Consider the following 17,063-nt stretch of genomic DNA (forward strand, 5'->3'; position numbering starts at 1 on the left):
AGTCAAGCGCCGAGCGCCCCTGACCGCGATATTCGATGACCCCACCTTTGAAGTATTCCCGGGTGTCATCCGGGAATCTGGGATCTTCCCGGGAATGCCGGTCAGGAACGTCGCGACGGGCGGGCGCGCCGTCGGTGATTCGTGGTCCACGTGTCTCCCCCAAGCCTCGCCGACCGCGGAGGAGGATACCCGTTTCGCTGCTCGAGGAAATGGCTGCTCAGGGGGCTCCTACCGGACTCAGGTAGCATACCGATCGCGCGGCAGGTGCCCGTCGCGCCCGACGCCGGACCACCGACTCGCGGCGTGATCGGATGGAAATGTCACTTCGCTCTTCTCGCCGTCCGCGGCCGATTCTCGTCGCCTGGGTCGCTCTCGGTGCCCTGTGTGCCGCTCTCGTCGCCGTCGTGGCCGCAGTGGGCATCGGGGCATTCGTCGCGCAGAAAGAGCTTCGTGCTGCCGTCCCGGTCGTCTCGAAGATGCAGGACGAATTCGATTCCGACGACCGGACGGCCCTGAACGATTCGATCGCGGAATTGCAGTCGCACGCCCGTGCCGCGCGGGGTGCGGCGGACACCTGGCTCTGGTGGATCGCGGAGCAGGCACCTTTCGTCGGTGCCTCGCTGCACGCCGTCCGCGAGTCGACCGTCGCGGTCGACGAACTCGCCAACGGCGTCCTCCCGCAGCTCGTCGACGTGGATCCCGCCCTCCTCCGTCCGCAGGGGGGCGCCTTCGACATCGCCGCGCTCTCCGAGCTGGCGGGTCCGGTCGCCGCCGCCTCCGAGGCGGGGGAGCGTGCCGCCGACGCCCTGTCCGGAGTGAACCTCCGCCACGTGCCCGGCCTGCTACGGGAGCCCCTGTCTCAGCTGACCGGCGCGGTCGGTGCCCTGCAACCGGCCCTGTCCCGTGCCGATGCGATCCTCCCGCAGCTCCCGTCGATGATGGGTCAGGACGGATCCAAGAACTATTTGCTCCTGGTCCAGAACAACGCGGAGGCCCGCGGACTGGGGGGAATCCCGGCATCCGTCGTCCTCCTGCGCGTCGAGAACGGGAAGATGGACATCGTTCAGCAGGCGTCCAGCAGCGACTTCGCCAACGAGCGCGAGTCGCCCATCATCCCGCTCGACTCGGAACTCGTGAAGCTCTACGACGACAAGATCGGTCGGTGGTCGCAGGACGTAACCTCCACACCCGACTTCAGCCTGTCGGCCGAACTGGCCACGGCGTACTGGACCGAACGGTTCGGCACGCCGGTCGACGGTGTCATCGCGATCGATCCGGTGGTGCTTTCGTACATTCTGAGCGCGACCGGGCCGATCACCCTGGCCACCGGGGACGAGTTGACGTCCTCGGATGCCGTCCGCATCCTCCTGAGCGATGTGTACGCGCGATACCCGGACAACGAGGACCAGGACGTGTTCTTCGCTTCAGCGGCCGTCGAGATCTTCGACGCCATCTCGTCGGGGGACTTCTCGCCGATCCCGTTCGCTTCCGCGATCGTCCGTTCGGTCGATGAGAACCGTGTCTACTTCCACTCGTTCGACGAAGCGACCCAGGACGCCTTCAGCGGTTCGCGGATGCTCGGGCCGCTGCCGGCACCGGAGGACGGGAAGGACGCCACCGTCGGCGTCTTCGTCAACGACCTGACCGAGGCCAAGCTCAGCTTCTATACCGACATGTCGACGGAGTTGTTCGTCGACCGGTGCTCCGCCGTGCCGACCTATACGGCGGTAGTGACGTTCGCGAACGGCCTCGACGAGGCGACGTCGAGCGGGCTCGTGCGGTATGTGAATGCCGGAGCGCACTACCCCAAAGGCACGATCGGCACCGACCTGCAGTTCTACGGGCCCATCGGCTCACGCTTCGTCAATGCCGTCATCGACGGCACGGACGTCGCGATCACCACGGGCGAGCACCTCGGGCGACCCGTGGGACGTATGTGGGTCGTCAACCCGCCGGAGTCGGTACACACGCTCGCCGTGAAGTTCGAAGGCACTCCGGACGACAGCGACGACCTCGGTCTGGTGCACACGCCGATGGTGAACCCCGTTGCCAGCTCGATCGTCGAGGTGCCGTGCGGGTGAGCCCGGGGGTTTCCCCCGGCGCGTGACCGCGAAGCGCGCGGACGGGGCCGTAGCCCACGCCGGGGCAACGCGACCGACGTAGAGTGCGGGTGCGACGAGGACCAGGTGCGAGGCGAGGCCGAACGGCGCTCACCCCGAGCGGACTGCCTCGCCGGCTTCGCGCCGGTGGCGCGGGCGCGCCCGAGCGGATCAGAGGACGGCGAAGAGGTACAGGTAGGCGGCCAGGAGGCCCAGGTTGGTCAGACCGGCGATCGGCGCCAGCATGCCGAACGATCCGCGGCGCACGATCACGGCCACGACGGCGAGTGCCAACCCCACCACCGCGCCGGCGGTGCTGAGCGCCAGGGTGCTGGTGAGGGAGATCGTCTCCACGAATGCCGCCCAGATCCGCGCGACCACCGCCAGCTGGACGCCGAGGGAGGCGAACGCAGCCAGGAGCGACAGCGTGCCGAGGACGCGGGGGGCGGTCTTCACGGAGCGAGCCTACCCGAGGGGCCGTCGGCGCCCGGAATCGTGCGCGCGGGAGGGAACACGACGAGGTGGTAGAGCAGGAAGCGGATCACCGTCACCCCGCCGATCGACACCAGGTTGACCACATTCAGTCCGACGGCGTCCGCTTGGCCGAAGACCGCCTCGAGAGAGCGCGCCCCGAGCCAGACCGCGCCGGCTCCGATCCCCGTGCACACCGCGTTGACGAGGAGGAACCGGACCATCTGCCGCCCCGCGCCCGCGCGATCCCTCGAACGGAAAGCCCACTCGCGGTTCCCGACGTAGGCGTTGACGAGCGCGATGAGAGAGGCGATGACCTTCGCGGCGACGGGGCCGACCCCGAGCACGAGGAGCAGGTTGAATGCGGCGATCTCGATGATCGTGCTGATCGCGCCCACGATGAGGAAGCGTGCAGACAGAGCGCCTGCACGACGAAGATTCCGGCTGCGCCCCACGAGTGTCATACGCTACATGTTCAGGGGATGTGACGGGTGAGGTTACCCCGATAGGGAACGGGGAATCCACGGTGCAGGCTCAAGACCACTACGCGGTCGTGATACCCGCGTTCAATGAGGCTGAGGGGCTCCCCGCGTTCCTCTCCGAGATTCGCGCGTCCTTCACTGCGCACGGTACCTCTGTCACCCTGATCGTCGTGGACGACGCCTCGACCGATGACACCTCGACGGCGGCGGACGATTACGCCGACGTCGTGCGCGCACCGAGGAATCGCGGCCACGGCCCGACGGCGCTCGCGGCCTACGCCGAGGGCCTTCGAAGCGGGGCGGACGTGATCGTGCACGTCGACGGTGACGGTCAGTTCCACGGCGACGACATCGTCCGCGTGGCCGCTGCCCTCGACACCATGGCGGCGGACGTGGTCCACGGGGTGCGACGCGGGCGGACCGATCCGTGGTTCCGACGCTGCCTGAGCGCGCTCGTACGCTTCGCCGTCCTGACGCTGTGCGGCCGTTCCGTTCCCGACGTGAACACCCCGCTGCGGGCCTACGACCCGAACGTGCTCCGCCGCCTGATCGACGGCGTGCCCGATGACGCGCTGGTCCCGCACGTGCACTTCTCCATCGCCGAGGCGCGCGGCGGTCTTCGCGTGCGTTACGTGGGCGTCGAGAGCATCCCTCGTCGTGGCGGCGCCACGCAGGGGACGATGTGGGGCGGGGGCCGCACGCGCGTCGTCCTGCCGCCTCGGCGTCTCGTGCGCTTCGCGCGACAGGCCCTCGCCGAACTTTGGCGGGTCGACGTGCGGCGTGCCCCCGGCCGCATCGGACGCCCCGGCGGCCGCGGCGCGGCGGTGCGCGGCTGACCATGCGCCTCCTGATCGCCGCGGTGGGTCTCGTGCTGTGTGGCGCCGTCGTGCTCGCGGCGACCCTCTCGCCGACCCCCATCGACCAGGGCTACGCGGGTGCAATCGAGCGGGTGCTGTCCGTCCTCCATCGCAACGGGGTCCCCGGGTGGTTCGGCTACCGATGGGTCGAGTTCACGGCCAACATCGCGATGTTCGTTCCTCTCGGGTTCTTCCTCGCCCTGGTGTTCCCGACGCGCTTCCTCTGGCTCGCCCTCCCGCTCGTCCCCGCCTTCTCCTTCGTCCTCGAGACCCTGCAGTTCTTCGTCCTGCCCGCACGGTTCGCCTCGATCAACGACGTGGTGGCCAACACGATCGGGGGATGGCTCGGTGTCGCGGTCGCGGCGTCGACCGTCGCGGCCGTCCACCTCCGGGATCGACGGGTGCTTCGGCGCTGGCGCGAGCAGAACGTCATCGGTGTCCGCGAGCCCGTCTCGTGAGGCGTCCTTCGCGTAGCGCATCGCTCCTCGCCGTGGCATCCGCTGTTCTCGTCAGTGTGGCCGCGTTCGTGCCGATGATCGTCTCGGGGCACATCACCCGCGACTCGGGGGTGTTCGCCTACACCGGGATGGTGGTGTCGCGCGGCGGGATGCCCTACGTCGATTCATGGGACCACAAGGGCCCCCTCCTCGCCGCGATCGAGACGGCGGCGTGGCAGATCGGCGGCGGGATCGTCGGAGCCCCGATCCTCGAGGGGATCGTCCTCGCGGCCGGTCTCGGCGTCTCCGGAGTCATCTGGGCGCGGTGGCTCGGGAACGCTGCCGCTGCGGTCGTCCTGCTCACCGGCGTGACGTACCTCGCGGTCTTCGAAGGCGGCAACTTCACGGAGACCTGGCTCTTCCCCTTCCAGCTGGTGGCCTACAGTCTGGCGGCCCATGTCGCCCTCACGCGCGGCCGCGAGGCCTCGGCGCGGATGGCCGCCGCCGGAGGGCTCGTGGTGGGGGCGGCCCTCTCGGTGGGACTCTTCACGCGGATGAACAATGTGGCGGGTCTGGTCGTCCTCGTCGTCGCGGCAGCCGTGCTCCTGCGTCGACGTCTCGTCTTCGTGGGGGCCGTCGTAGGGGTGACGGCGGCGATCGGCGCCGCGCTGGCGCTCTGGCTCCTCACGGGCGACGCGCTGTGGGCCGCATTCGACCAGTACGTGCGCTACAACCTCTTCTATTCGAGCGGTGCGGGCGGGGGCGATCGCCTCGGTTCGTTCGCCACGCTCTCGCAGACGCTCGTATCCGGCGCGGTGGTCGTGGGGACGCTCGTTCTGCTCGGTGCCTGGGCCGTCGTGCGTCGACGCGCCGGTGCGGAGAGCCGGCACCTCCCCGCCATCGTGGTGTTGCTCCTGGTCGTCGCCGGGGCGGACGCCCTCTCTCAGATGGCATCCGGACGCCCGTACCCCCACTACCTGGTCGTCGCCGTGGCGGGTTTCGCGGTCCTCGTGGCCGTGCTCGGCTCTGTCGTCCTCCCGGCCGTGCGGGCTCACGTGTCGAGGAGGGCACCGCTACGGCGCCGGCTCGCGTCGGCAACGGTCATCGCCGCGGCGCTCGTCCTGACGGTGTCGAGCTCGACGGCCGGGGCTCTGCAATCCGCGCGAACCGTCCGCGGCGCGGGCGTCTTCCTGGCGGGCTCGTATCAGGCTCAGCTCGTGGAGCGGGTCCGCGCCGAGACGTCTCCCGACGACCGGGTTCTGGTGCACGGCGCCGAGACATGGATCCTCGCCTCCGCCGAGCGGCTCTCGCCGACATCCATCACGTACTCGCTCCCGGTCGAGCAGGGCTACGGGGGCCTTGCCGCCCAGTATCTCGCCGATATCACGTCGTTCCCGCCGGCTCTCATCGTCGAGTCGCCGGTGTCGTGCGGCATTTCGATCGAGTGCCCGCCCGACGAGGCCCACTTCGAAGGCCTCGCCCCGTGGGTGGCGTCGGCCTACGAGCTCGAGGGCGACGTGGTCGGGTTCCGGTTCTGGCGGCGCATCGCGCCGTGATGTTCGCCTGCGCGGCGGGTCAGCGGGTCGAGACGGCGCGGGCGCCGGCCACCAGATAGGCCGCGACGCGATCGGCCGCGGGGGAGAGCTCGGAGAACGACAGCGCGTACGTCTGGTCCGAGCGGCGGTACGGATCCACGATGTCGAACTCGTCCGGGCTCGCCGGCGGTGCGACCGTGCCGCGCAGCGCCGCGGCGTGTGCCACCGCGGCGCGCATCCCGTCTTCGGGCGTCTGCGCGCCCGAAGCGGCGACGGCGTGTGCGAGGCCCGGCTCCAACTCGTCGGCGATTCGAGCGAGCTCACGCAAGGTGAAGGCGCGGCGCATGGCCGCCGGGAGCGACTCCACCACGAGGCGACGGTGCTCGCGCGACATCGCGACGATCAGGTCCGCGCCACGGACCATTCCCGCGTCGATCTGGCGTGCCCGGTGGGCGGCGGTGTCGACGCCGCGCGTCGCCGCCAGCTTCTGCGCCTGCTCGGGCACACCGCTTCCGACGAGCGCACCCGTTCCGGCGCTCTCGACCCGCACGTCGCCGACGGCGCGCAGCGCGTCGGCGAGGATGAGCTCGGCAACGGGGGAACGACAGATGTTGCCCGTGCAGACCGAGAGGACCGAGAAGGTCACTTCTCGTCCGTTCGCTCGCGCCGCGACCGACGTTCCCGCGCACCGGCCGTGGCGGTCTCCTCCGGGGCGCTGTACGAGTACGCACCGTAGCCGTAGCTGTCCGGACCCTTGGAGGGAAGCATCGTCACGATGACGCCGAACAGACGGCTCCCGATCGCGTTCAGCTTCTCGACGGCGGCGGTGAGCTGGGGCTTCTTCGTGGTGCCCGAGGCCGCGACCATCAGGACGCCACTGGTGAAGCGGGAGATCACGGCGGCATCGGTGACGAGCAGGAGCGGCGGAGCGTCGACCAGCACGTAGTCGAACGCGTCGGCGAGGGCCTCCAGAGTCCGCTGCATGGACTGGCTGCCGAGCAGTTCCGACGGGTTGGGGGGCGTCCGACCCGAGGGGAGGACGAACAGCTTGCCCGTACCCCACTGCTGGAGGACGTCGACGAGCTCGGCGCGTCCGATGAGGACGTCGGTGAGGCCGACGCCACCCTCGATGCCCATGTAGTCGGCCACGCGGGGCAGGCGCAGGTCACCGTCGACGAGCGCCACACGGGCGCCCGTCTCCGCGAGAGCGATGGCGAGGTTGGCCGTCGTCGTGGACTTGCCCTCGCCGGGGCCTGCGCTCGAGACGACGAAGGACCGGGACGAGCCGTCCACGTCGATGAATTGGAGGTTCGTGCGGAGGCTGCGGAAGGACTCGGCACGGGGGTTGCGCGGATCCGCGTGTACGATGAGCGGGCGCTTCTTGGCATCCGGGTCGAGGGCGATTCCGCCCAGGACCGGCGCCTCGGTGGCGGCTTCGATGTCGTGCAGCGAGTGGATACGGGTGTCCAACACCGACCGCAGGACGGCGATGCCGAGGCCCGCGGCCAGACCGACGATCAGGCCGAGGGCGACGTTGATCGGGGTGTGCGGGGACGAGGGTGATGTCGGTACGAGGGCGGGAGCGATGGTCTCGACGCGGACGAGGCTCGCAGCCTCGCCGTCCGGCTTCTCCAGACGGTTCACGACGACGTCCGAGAAATTGGTCCCCACGGAGTTCGCGATCGAGGCGGCCGTGTCGGCGTCGGCCGCGGTGGCTCTGATCGTGATGATCACCGAGTTGGTGGGCGAGGACGCCTGAATCGACCCGGCCAGCTGCTGCGCCGTCATGTCGAGGTTGAGATCGTCGATCACCCGGTCGAGGACCACAGCGCTGTCGACGACGTCGACGAAGCTGACGACGGCCTGGCGGGCGAAGCTGGTGCCCTGAGCGAGCTCGCTGATGCCCGAGCTGTCCGACCGGACCGACACGTACAACTGCGTGCTCGCCTCGTAGGTCGGAGTCTGCAGGAGCGAATAGCCGTACGCTCCTGCACCGCCGAGAATGGTCAGCGCAAGGATGAGGATCCAATTGCGGTGCAGGATCCTGAGATAGTCGCGCAGTTCCAAGCCTCGTCCATTCGCTGATCGGCAGATGAGCGGGTGCCCGGCGGATAGGTGCGAATTCTCGGGCTATTCTTTCCCGAAGCAATTCGCGCCGATCTCGGCGCCCCCTCCACTACCCTACGACATTCGCAGAACGGCGCCGAGAAGGCGCCCGGGAGACGGCATGAACGATCTCAAGACGCTGTTCGGCACGAGCGTGGAGCCCGGCGCCTCGCAGCCTGGCCCCGATTCGTCCGCGGCGCAAGCGAATTCTCTGCGCTCTCTCGTCGGTGAGTCCGCCACGAACGTCCCCGATGCCGTGAAAACGAATGGCCTGCGTGATCTCGTCGGTGCGGGTGCGGCGGAGTCGGCTGATTCGGGCCCGTCATTGTCGGCAATCGTCGGTGCGTCCGCGCCGTCCACGGCATCACGTGCCTCCGACCTGACGTCGCTGGTGGGTGCGGCGTCCTCGTCAGCCCGGTCGGCCTCTCCCGCCGCGGACCTGTCGGCGCTCGTGGGGCGCGAACCCGGTCGTCGCGCTGACGAGGCCGGATGGCGCGCTCCTGAGCTCGCACAGGTGGGCCGTCGCCCCCTCTTCGGGGGGCGACGAAGAGTGGGCGCGGTCAATTACTTCAGCGTCGCGGCCGCGACTCTCGCCGTCCTCACCCTCGTGGGGACCGCCTCCTTCGCCGTCGTGCAGCGGGCGACGGCCAACCCCGCCGACGAGGCGATGATCAGCCTCCGTGAGCGCGAGGCGGAGCTGGCGAACGAGACGAAGGTTTTGCAGACCGCCGCCGATCTGTACGCGGCGTCCGTCTCCGAAGCCGCGTCGCTCGCGGATTCGAGTGCCCCCGTCCTCGCGGGATTGAGTGGTCGGGTGGACGCCTCCGTCCTGGCCTCGGCGGAGTCCTCGCGCACGGCGTTGCAGGAGGCCGCGGAGTCCGCGGTCCCGGTGTCGGTCCCCGTCTATCAGCGAGGTGCCATCGACGAGAAATCGCTGACCGATGTCGGTCAGGCCATCGACGGCGTCCGGCTCGCGGGCGAGTCCCTCCCACCCCTCGTCACGGATGCGCGCGACGCGCGTTCACAGGTGGTCGCAGCCCTCGCCGCTTTCCGCACGGAACTCAAGACCGTCGGGACCGCGATCGAGAGCAGCACCGCGGCGCTCCTCGCCGCCAATGACTCGGCGGGCTCGGCTTTCCGCTCGGCGGTCAGCGACGCGGCGTCCAAGGTGGCGGCGGCGCAGCAGGCTGGTGGCGACGGGCTGTCGGAGATGACCGCCTTCGCGTCGGCCGTCGACGCCCTCCGCGCCGAGGACGCGCGCGTCCGCGCGATCGAGGAAGCGGAGCGCGACGCCGAACCGGTGACGCCGACGCCGCGGAACCCCGGGAGCGGGACGCGTCCCGGCGACACCTCGAACCCCGGTGGGGGTTCGTCGTCCGACGGTGGCACCGACCCCGCGCCGTCGCCCTCCCCGGAGCCGTCGCAGCCGTCGCCGGAACCGTCCGTCGAGCCGACGCCGGAGCCCTCGCCGACCGAGGAGTCCCCGGGCGTCGAGATTCCCACGGTGCCGTCGGCCGGCCTCTTCGGAGTGGGCCTGTGAGCTCTTCGAACGAGCCGTCGCTCCGTCGGCGACGGGGAGGCGGCGCAGCGCCGTCGACCCGTTCCCGCGCCCGCGTCGCGGCGTCGATCTCGGGCTGGACACTCGGCGCGCTCGGCTTCGCCGTCTTCGGTGCCGCTGCCGTCTTCCTCGCCTTCGGCCATGAGGCGGGCACCGTCCGCACCGATCTGCTCGGGGCGCAGACCAAGCTCTCGTTCGTGCCGCAGATCGTCGCGAACCGCGACATCAACGGGCTGAATCAGGTGTCGGGCGAGGTGCTCGAGATGACGGAACGGGCGGATGCCGGAACCGTCGGTCCGCTCTGGGATCTGGCGTCCTCGGTACCGGTGGTCAAAGAGAACACCGACGCGGTCCGACAGCTCACGGCGATGACGCTCGACCTCACCCAGCGCGCCCTGCCGCCCACCGTGGCCCTGCTCTCGGCGTCCGACTTCTCCTCGCTCGCGGTCGAGGGCGGCGGCATCAACCTGGAGCCGTTCCGCCAGGCGGAGGGCGCGCTGCCGGAGATCACCGCAGCTTTCACCGACGCGAAGGTCGTCACCGACGGCATCGACCGCGGCGGTCTGCTGCCGCTCGTGACGGAGCCGCTCGATCAGGTCGCCACGATCGTCGACCAGGCGGCGCCATCGCTGACCCTCGTGCAGAAGTACCTCCCCTCCCTCCTCGCCGCGGCCGGCGGCGACGGTCCGAAGACCTATCTCGTGGTCTTCCAGAACAACGCCGAGATCCGCGCGACGGGCGGTAACCCGGCGGCATCGAGCGTGATGGTCGTCGACAACGGTCGCATCGAGCTTAAGGAGCAGTCCGACTCGATGGCGTTCTACGCCGCGGGACAGGCGGGTCGCTCCGCTCTGGATCTTCCCGAGAGCACGCTGTCCCTGTACCCGGACACCTTCACGCGTTACTCGCAGGACTACACCTTCACCCCCGACTTCCCGACGACGGCCCGCCTGTTCGAGTCGGTGTGGAACCGCACCGATGGCTCGCAGTTCGACGGCGTCATGTCGATCGACCCCGTGGTTCTGGCGCACATGCTCGAGGTGCTCGGCCCGGTCGATCTGCCGACCGGGGAGCAGATCACCGCGGACAACGCCGTGCAGCTGCTGCTCAGTGACGCGTACCAACGCTTCGGCGACGCGGGCGACAATGGTCGCTCGTCCGACGAGTTCTTCGCGCAGGTGTCGTCCACGGTCTTCTCGCGCCTCGCCGGCGGTCAATGGAACCCGATCGCGATGTTCGACCAACTGGCTCGGAGCGCTCAGGAACAGCGCGTCAATCTGTGGTTCACGGACGAACAGGCACAGGCCCTGGTCACCGAGGTCGGCCTCGACGGAGGCCTCCGTCCGGACAACAGCGCGGCGACCCAGCTCGGTATCTACCTGAACGACTTCTCGATCGGAAAGCTCGAATACCACCTGTCGACGGAGGTGTCCGCGACCTGCAGTGCCGCTGATCGAACCATCAGCGTCTCGATGAACATGCGCAACAGCATCACCGACGACATCACGAATGCCTACACGCTGGGGTTCCGCAACGACTCGTATGGGCTGCCGAAAACGACCATGATGCTCGACACGCTGTTCTTCGCTCCGCCCGGCGCGACGATTACGGCTATGGATCCGAGCGAAGGCGACGTCCCATCGCTCTCACGGAGCGGGGTTCAGAATGGCAACGTCGGGGAGAGCCGCCTCGTGACGCTCGGCCAGGGGCAGACGCGCACGGTGTCGTACACGGTCCAGCTGCCGGCTGGGCCCTCGGGACCGCTCGACCTCCGTCACACGCCGACGGCGAGTGACACGCCCGTCACGATAGATCCGTCGTGCGACGTCTTTGTCGAGGGGTTCGCATCGTAAACCGCTCCATCGGCGGACTAGGGGTACTGACCCGGATCGCTGTTGACGTAGGAGAGACCTCCGGGGTCGAGTTGGAGCTGTCTAGTTCTTCAGCTCGAACGCACGGAGGTCTCTCGTGTCTCACGACAATGCCCGGCTGACTCCGGCCGGTCGGTTGATGATGGGTCACCGCATCCAGCCGGGGCGTGCGGTGGCGCATGTCGCGGCCGAGATGGGCATCTCGCGCACGACCGCGTGGCGGTGGTGGCGTCGGTTCCGTGAGAACGGGCCGGCGGGTCTTATCGACCGTTCCAGCGCCGCCCGAACACATCCCGTCAGGACGGGGCCGTGCGTGGAGACCCGCATCCAAATCCGACGGACGCTGACCACACGCGGGCCAGTATTCATCGCCGCGAAGCTCGGTATGCAGGCTTCGACGGTCGGGCGTGTGCTGCGCCGTCACCACGTTCCGCTGCTGCGGGACCTGGTTCCCGTCGCCGGGGCAGTAATCCGTTCAAGTAGATATCGACGTAAAGAAACTGGCCCGTATCCCCAGCGGAGGCGGATGGCGGGCCGACTCGACCCAGACATCGGCCGTTCATCGCACCTCGCACCACAAAACGGGCTACGACTACGTCCGCACCGTCATCGACGACCACTCCCAAGTGGCCTACGCAGAGATCCATGACGACGAGAAAGGCGCCACCGCCGCTGGCGTGCTCCGCCGCGCCATCGCGTTCCACGCCGACCTTGGCGTGAAGGTGGAACGCGTCATCAACGACAACGCGTTCGCCTACCGACACTCTGCCGCGTTCCGCGGCGTGATCGACGCGCACGGCATCACTCAGAAATTCATCCGCCCGCACTGCGCCCGGACCAACGGCAAAGTCGAACGCCTGAACCGCACCCTCGCAACCGAATGGGCGCCCAACCCGTCGCATTCAACAGCAACAGAACCGCGGCCTTGCCCAGATGGCTTGACCACTACAACCTACACAGGCGCCACCTCGGCATCGGAGGAGCCCCCATCGACCGAATCAACAACGGTCGATGCCAGTACACCTAGTCCGCTCCGTGGGCGCAGACGGAGGACCGCACCCCCGCGGCAGCCTCCCTGAAGACGAGAGCGGCTCTCGTGGCTCCATGCTGATGGTGGCCGCGCCCACTGGAACCCCGGTTCATGGTTCCGGCTTCGGTGACGTCGACGGGGGCCAGACCTACGGCGTCCCAGGTGGCTGGGGCATCGTCTAACGCGTATACACCGAGGAAGAGTGGGCGCAGATCACGGCGACGTGGGACGCCTGGGTGCGGTCGCAGGGGAGTGGTTCATGAGCGGCACGTGAGCCGTCGAAGAGATCTATCGCTTCATGTGCGTGGGAGCGCCGTGCCTGATCAGCGTCTCCAGCGACGGCCCGACAACGGAACCTCCGAACCTGCGCGTGACGGAGGGCTCGTGACGGACGTGGCGGCTCGACGTGAACCCCGAGGTCTCGGGCATAGAGGGAGTACGCCGGCTGCGCTCTGTCGGACATCAGATGGCCCCCAGGGCTCCCCGGCCTCGTGCGCGAAGCTGCGACGAGAGGGTCCAGGACGGCCACGGCGGTCCGGCCTATGGAGAGCGGATTGCGTTGTGAAGCACCTTCAAAGTGGCCTGGCGCTCACCTGCTGAAGAACGCGCTGTCGATGGCGGCGCCAACGAGGAGCACAGAGCTCGCGACGGCGAAGCCCGCGCAGCTTATAAGAATGAGCGCGATCGAGCTGGGCATGGGCCGACGGGTGGTGCGCTCCACTTCCATGCCGCCTAGCATGTCATGCGCTCGAATCCGTCGGACGATGTCGACCACGGCGAAAGTCCACATCGCGATTTACAGCAAGACACACCATGCGCCCGCAAATCCCACCCACCAAGCGCTCTGCATCTTTCGCAGGAGATCCGTGCCGTTCTTGCGAACGACCTGTTCTTGGCCCTTCCCGATGCTGCGAACTAGGCGTTGATGATTCGCTGTGATGAAAACGCCAATGACCATTGCCACGGTCCCCACGACAAGGTTCGGCGTTGCCGTTTCCGTCACACCTGCTCCCTCGGCGGTGCCAATCGCGATGGGCAGAGCGATTATCGTGAGCAAGAGGTCAGCCCAGGCGGCGTGCGATGAGGGCGTTGCACCACCCCACGGGATGTCAGGGGCCGCCTACGCAAAGCATTTCAAGCACGACAACCAGCAGGCGACACGAGCGATCCAAGTTTGGCCTCGCCCGGACTTTGCATGAATAATCAGCGTCCGGAAACTCAACACAAGCTGGGCGTCAGCTATGCTTCCGCTGGGCGCAACCCGCGCGCCCACCGGGCTTTGGGGGGCACATGCGAAGGACGTTGGCGGCAATCGGGGCGATCGCAGCGGTCACCCTCTCGCTCATCGGGGGACCCGCGTCAGCGGCAACAACCACCACCACCACCTCCGCCGCGGCGGCACCCCGAGCGACATCCGACATCCAACTCCGCTGGTGCTCCTGGGGTAGCGGCGACCGGTGCTACCCCCGTGAGGACGCAGTCATTCCCTCAGGCTCGAATGTAAACGCGGTCTGCTGGGGGAAGGGCGAGAACGTTACCGGCGCATACCGAACCGACCACTGGATCTACGTCGCTTACGGCTCCCTGAAGGGCTGGGCCCACTCCTCCCGCATCGCCAACAGCGGCCTTCACGTCCGGGTCGCCACCGGAGGCGACCAGCTCTCGAGCTGCAACGCAACGCGCCAAGACATCTCCGCCACCAACTTCGCTCTGCAATTTGTCAACCGCGCCTACATGTCAAAAGGCCTGGCGCGGGAGCTGTTCCCGGAGGCCGAGTGGGGCTACTCCGGCGGAGTGTCACTCGTCGGCCGCCTCTCGGGCAACAGCCCCAAGCTGCCCTACTGGGGCTACTACGCCACCGGCAAGACGATCCCTGGCGCAGGCAAGGCGATCGACATCTTCAGCCAGCACTACGCCGCCACCGCGACCACCTCGGGGATCCCTCCGATCGGAGCGCTCGTGTTCTACGGCCCCGACATCACCAACGGCTTCCAAGGCCTCGAGGGCATCAGCGTGGGTAGTGGCAAGGTATTCATCGCCCCGGGGAAGCGGACCGATGACCGCAACTCCCTCTTGACGACCAGGATCGTGGATGTCACGGGCGTACCCTCCGGCCAGTACCTCGGATGGGTGATGCCGTAGCGGAAAAATTCCCGCGAAGCCTAACTGGCCCCGGTCTGCGTCCAGACGGAACGGGGCCGTTCGCATTCGGCGGACAGCGACGGCGTTGCGCCACTCCACGGGCTCCCAGCGCCCGCCGTTGCAGGGCATTTCGAGCACGACTATATGGTCGTTCAGGTGACCACTACAACCTACACAGGCGCCACCTCGGCATCGGAGGAGCCCCCATCGACCGAATCAACAACGGTCGAGGCCAGTACACCTAGGAACGTCTCCCGCGCGTCCCTGACGACCAGTTCGACCGCGGGTGCGTTCAATTCGAGAACGGCGGCGGCGCAACAGGCCCACTGAAAGGCCCCAATGTAGGCTGGGAAAGCATCTTGAGACGCGGTGCAGAACCATCGGAGAGCGGGAGCACCCACGGCATGACATTCTCTGTCGCAATGATCGGTACGCGTGGATATCCAAGCTATTACGGCGGGTTCGAGACCGCCGTAAGGAAGCTCGCGCCGTTCCTGGCCGACGACGGCTGGGACGTCACCGTGTACGGCCGTGCCGGTGCGACTAAACCCGAGGATCCGGAGCGCGATCTGCGCGTCCACACGGTCGTCACTAGGGGAGTGGAGAGCAAGTCTCTCAGCACTCTGTCTTACGGCCTGACTGCATGCCTCCACGCCTTCCGGAAGAAGCCTGACGTCGCTTTGGTGATGAACGTGGCCAACGGCTATTTCTTGCCGCTTCTGAAGGTGCGCGGCATCCGGACGCTCGTCAACGTCGACGGAATCGAATGGGACCGCGCGAAATGGGGGCGGCTCGCGAAGTTCGTGTTCAAGACCGGAGCGCGTCTGACCGCACGATTCGCGGACGACCTCGTCTTCGACTCGCGCGAGATCGAGCGTCGCTGGAACGAGGAGTTCCGGCGCGACGGGCGGTTCATCCCCTACGGCGGAGATGTCGTGGCCTCGCTCCCCGTGGAGGCCGGTCTCGAGCACCGGGGCTACGTTCTCGCGGTGGCTCGGTTCGTCCCGGAGAACACGATCCCCGAGTTCCTCGAGGCGGCCGAGCAGATCGCGGCGACCCACCCCGTCGTCATCGTCGGATCCTCCGGCTACGGCGGCCCTCTCGACGAGGAGGCCCATCGCCTCTCGGAAGCGAACCCCCGGGTCCACGCGCTCGGCCACATCAGCGACGACAACCGGCTGCTCGCGCTGTGGCAGCATGCCGGCGTCTACTTCCACGGCCACAGCGTGGGCGGTACCAACCCGACCCTCGTCCAGGCCATGGCCACCGGCACGCCGATCGTCGCTCGCGACACCGTCTACAACCGTGAAGTCCTCGGTGAGGGGGCGCACCTGTGCGCGCCCGAGCCCACCGCGATCGCCGACGCCGTCCTCGAGCTCATGGCGGATGCGGACGCGCGGGCCGAAGCCTCCGCGGGAGCGGCGGAACGTGCCGCGCGGCACTACACCTGGACCTCTGTCTGCGCCGACTACCGGGACGCTCTCCTCCGACTGCTCCGCGCCTGACCTCCCCGCCATCCGCCGCAGAGCATCCCGCCCGTCCCTAGGAGTCCCAGTGCCAGATTCCCCGCGCTCCATCGTCCTCGCCGTGGCGACCTATAAGCGGCCGAGTGACCTGGCCGCCCTCCTCGGCTCGATCGAACGGATGCCGGATGCCGACCGCATCCGTCTCGTCGTGGTGGACAACGACGCGGCGGGTTCTGGTCGCGAGGTCGCTTTGGCGAGTCCCCTCGCCATCGACTACGTGGTCGAGCCGCAGCCGGGGATCGCCGCGGCACGCAACGCGGCTCTGGATCGTCTGCCGTCCGACGCCACGCATCTCGTATTCGTCGATGACGACGAAGTCGTTCCCCGGGAGTGGCTCCAGGCACTATGCGCCGCCGAGGAGGCCTACGGGGCGGAGATCGTCTGTGGTCCGGTCCGCACGATCTTCCCGGTCGATGCGCCGGCGTGGATCGAACGCGGGGGCTACATGCAGCGCAATCCCGAGCGAGAAGGTCTGACGGATCGCACACCGGCCACCAACAACACCCTCGTCGCGCTGACCGCATTCCACCGTGCCGGCTCACCCCGATTCGACGAGAGCTTCTCGGCGACCGGCGGCAGCGACACCGACTTCTTCACGCGGGTCATCCACGCCTCCGGCGCGAAGGTCGCGTGGGCGCCATCGGCCGAGGTCGCGGAGACGGCGCCCGCGGATCGCCTCCGATTCCGTTGGATCATGCGTCGGTACATCCGGATTAACAACGTCTCCGGTCGTCTGTTGCTGAGGACACGCCCTGCCTGGAAGGTGTCGGCGACGGCGATCGGGCATATCGGCGTCGGCCTCGTCAGGACCGGCGGCGCCCTGGTGACCGGCCGTGGTCTGCGGTTGCAGGACACCGCGCACATCACCCGCGGGCTCGGCTGGCTCGGCGCCGTCAGCGGACGTCACGTGCAGGAGTACCGGCGCGCACCGCGCTGAGTCCTGTCCGTG

14 protein-coding genes and 1 pseudogene are annotated in these 17,063 nt (G+C 68.3%); 10 read left to right on the forward strand and 5 right to left on the reverse strand.

The features are described from left to right. Positions 1–311 precede the first annotated feature (311 nt). Positions 312–2,081, forward strand: coding sequence for a DUF4012 domain-containing protein (locus tag AB0N80_RS04900; RefSeq protein ID WP_363577892.1), 1,770 nt, complete (start codon positions 312–314; stop codon positions 2,079–2,081). Between the two features lie 189 nt (positions 2,082–2,270). Here the strand turns inward: AB0N80_RS04900 and AB0N80_RS04905 are convergent, their stop codons facing one another. Together AB0N80_RS04905 and AB0N80_RS04910 are read right to left on the reverse strand one after the other, a co-directional pair. Then, on the reverse strand, positions 2,271–2,555 hold the full coding sequence (locus AB0N80_RS04905) for a hypothetical protein (RefSeq protein ID WP_363577894.1): 285 nt from the start codon (positions 2,553–2,555) through the stop codon (positions 2,271–2,273). Then, positions 2,552–2,968, reverse strand: a complete 417-nt coding sequence (locus tag AB0N80_RS04910; protein WP_363577896.1) for a GtrA family protein — start codon at positions 2,966–2,968, stop codon at positions 2,552–2,554. Before AB0N80_RS04910 ends, AB0N80_RS04905 begins: the two co-directional genes overlap by 4 nt. Before the next feature lie 155 nt (positions 2,969–3,123). On the opposite strand from AB0N80_RS04910, the gene AB0N80_RS04915 reads away from it, so the two are divergent. Genes AB0N80_RS04915 through AB0N80_RS04925 form a run of 3 tightly spaced genes read left to right on the forward strand, consistent with a single transcriptional unit; the run spans position 3,124 to position 5,902 of the window. Then, positions 3,124–3,888 (forward strand): glycosyltransferase family 2 protein, encoded by a 765-nt coding sequence (locus AB0N80_RS04915; RefSeq protein WP_363578182.1) that lies wholly within the window; start codon positions 3,124–3,126, stop codon positions 3,886–3,888. A 2-nt stretch (positions 3,889–3,890) separates the two neighbouring features. Then, on the forward strand, positions 3,891–4,367 hold the full coding sequence (locus tag AB0N80_RS04920) for a VanZ family protein (protein WP_363577898.1): 477 nt from the start codon (positions 3,891–3,893) through the stop codon (positions 4,365–4,367). A gap of 32 nt (positions 4,368–4,399) precedes the next feature. Next, entirely contained in the window at positions 4,400–5,902 is a 1,503-nt protein-coding gene (locus AB0N80_RS04925) for a hypothetical protein (RefSeq protein ID WP_363577900.1), read from the forward strand. Between the two features lie 19 nt (positions 5,903–5,921). Here AB0N80_RS04925 and AB0N80_RS04930 read toward each other — a convergent pair whose 3' ends face one another. Continuing rightward, positions 5,922–6,527 (reverse strand): low molecular weight phosphatase family protein, encoded by a 606-nt coding sequence (locus tag AB0N80_RS04930; RefSeq protein ID WP_363577902.1) that lies wholly within the window; start codon positions 6,525–6,527, stop codon positions 5,922–5,924. Next, positions 6,524–7,948 carry a polysaccharide biosynthesis tyrosine autokinase gene (locus AB0N80_RS04935; RefSeq protein ID WP_363577904.1) on the reverse strand — a complete coding sequence of 475 codons (1,425 nt, stop codon included), beginning with the start codon at positions 7,946–7,948 and terminating at the stop codon, positions 6,524–6,526. The genes AB0N80_RS04930 and AB0N80_RS04935 overlap by 4 nt, the downstream gene beginning before the upstream one ends. A 160-nt stretch (positions 7,949–8,108) precedes the next feature. Between AB0N80_RS04935 and AB0N80_RS04940 the strand changes: the two genes are divergently transcribed. The 3 genes and pseudogenes from AB0N80_RS04940 (at position 8,109) to AB0N80_RS04950 (ending at position 12,443) form a co-directional block, all read left to right on the forward strand. Then, complete coding sequence (locus AB0N80_RS04940) at positions 8,109–9,527, forward strand: hypothetical protein (RefSeq protein ID WP_363577906.1); 1,419 nt, start codon at positions 8,109–8,111, stop codon at positions 9,525–9,527. Beyond that, on the forward strand, positions 9,524–11,398 hold the full coding sequence (locus tag AB0N80_RS04945) for a DUF4012 domain-containing protein (RefSeq protein WP_363577908.1): 1,875 nt from the start codon (positions 9,524–9,526) through the stop codon (positions 11,396–11,398). Before AB0N80_RS04940 ends, AB0N80_RS04945 begins: the two co-directional genes overlap by 4 nt. A gap of 115 nt (positions 11,399–11,513) precedes the next feature. After that, positions 11,514–12,443: pseudogene (locus AB0N80_RS04950) on the forward strand (IS481 family transposase). 592 nt (positions 12,444–13,035) lie between these two features. Here the strand turns inward: AB0N80_RS04950 and AB0N80_RS04955 are convergent. Then, positions 13,036–13,221 carry a hypothetical protein gene (locus AB0N80_RS04955; RefSeq protein WP_363577910.1) on the reverse strand — a complete coding sequence of 62 codons (186 nt, stop codon included), beginning with the start codon at positions 13,219–13,221 and terminating at the stop codon, positions 13,036–13,038. A gap of 959 nt (positions 13,222–14,180) precedes the next feature. Between AB0N80_RS04955 and AB0N80_RS04960 the strand changes: the two genes are divergently transcribed. From AB0N80_RS04960 to AB0N80_RS04970, 3 genes are all read left to right on the forward strand, one after another. Beyond that, positions 14,181–14,588, forward strand: a complete 408-nt coding sequence (locus tag AB0N80_RS04960; protein WP_363577912.1) for a hypothetical protein — start codon at positions 14,181–14,183, stop codon at positions 14,586–14,588. A gap of 422 nt (positions 14,589–15,010) precedes the next feature. Further along, positions 15,011–16,093 carry a glycosyltransferase gene (locus AB0N80_RS04965; RefSeq protein WP_363577914.1) on the forward strand — a complete coding sequence of 361 codons (1,083 nt, stop codon included), beginning with the start codon at positions 15,011–15,013 and terminating at the stop codon, positions 16,091–16,093. A 49-nt stretch (positions 16,094–16,142) separates the two neighbouring features. After that, entirely contained in the window at positions 16,143–17,051 is a 909-nt protein-coding gene (locus tag AB0N80_RS04970; protein ID WP_363577916.1) for a glycosyltransferase, read from the forward strand. The last annotated feature ends 12 nt before the right edge of the window (positions 17,052–17,063 follow it).

It is taken from the genome of Microbacterium sp. NPDC089188 (assembly GCF_040685155.1).
GTDB lineage: Bacteria > Actinomycetota > Actinomycetes > Actinomycetales > Microbacteriaceae > Microbacterium > Microbacterium galbum.

What these genes read in the sequence shown, in the direction of transcription:
- AB0N80_RS04900 (WP_363577892.1), top strand. Translation starts at nt 312, where the DNA reads ATGGAAATGTCACTTCGCTCTTCTCGCCGTCCGCGGCCGATTCTCGTC.
- AB0N80_RS04920 (WP_363577898.1), top strand. Translation starts at nt 3,891, where the DNA reads ATGCGCCTCCTGATCGCCGCGGTGGGTCTCGTGCTGTGTGGCGCCGTC.
- AB0N80_RS04940 (WP_363577906.1), top strand. Translation starts at nt 8,109, where the DNA reads ATGAACGATCTCAAGACGCTGTTCGGCACGAGCGTGGAGCCCGGCGCC.
- AB0N80_RS04960 (WP_363577912.1), top strand. Translation starts at nt 14,181, where the DNA reads ATGTCAAAAGGCCTGGCGCGGGAGCTGTTCCCGGAGGCCGAGTGGGGC.
- AB0N80_RS04965 (WP_363577914.1), top strand. Translation starts at nt 15,011, where the DNA reads ATGATCGGTACGCGTGGATATCCAAGCTATTACGGCGGGTTCGAGACC.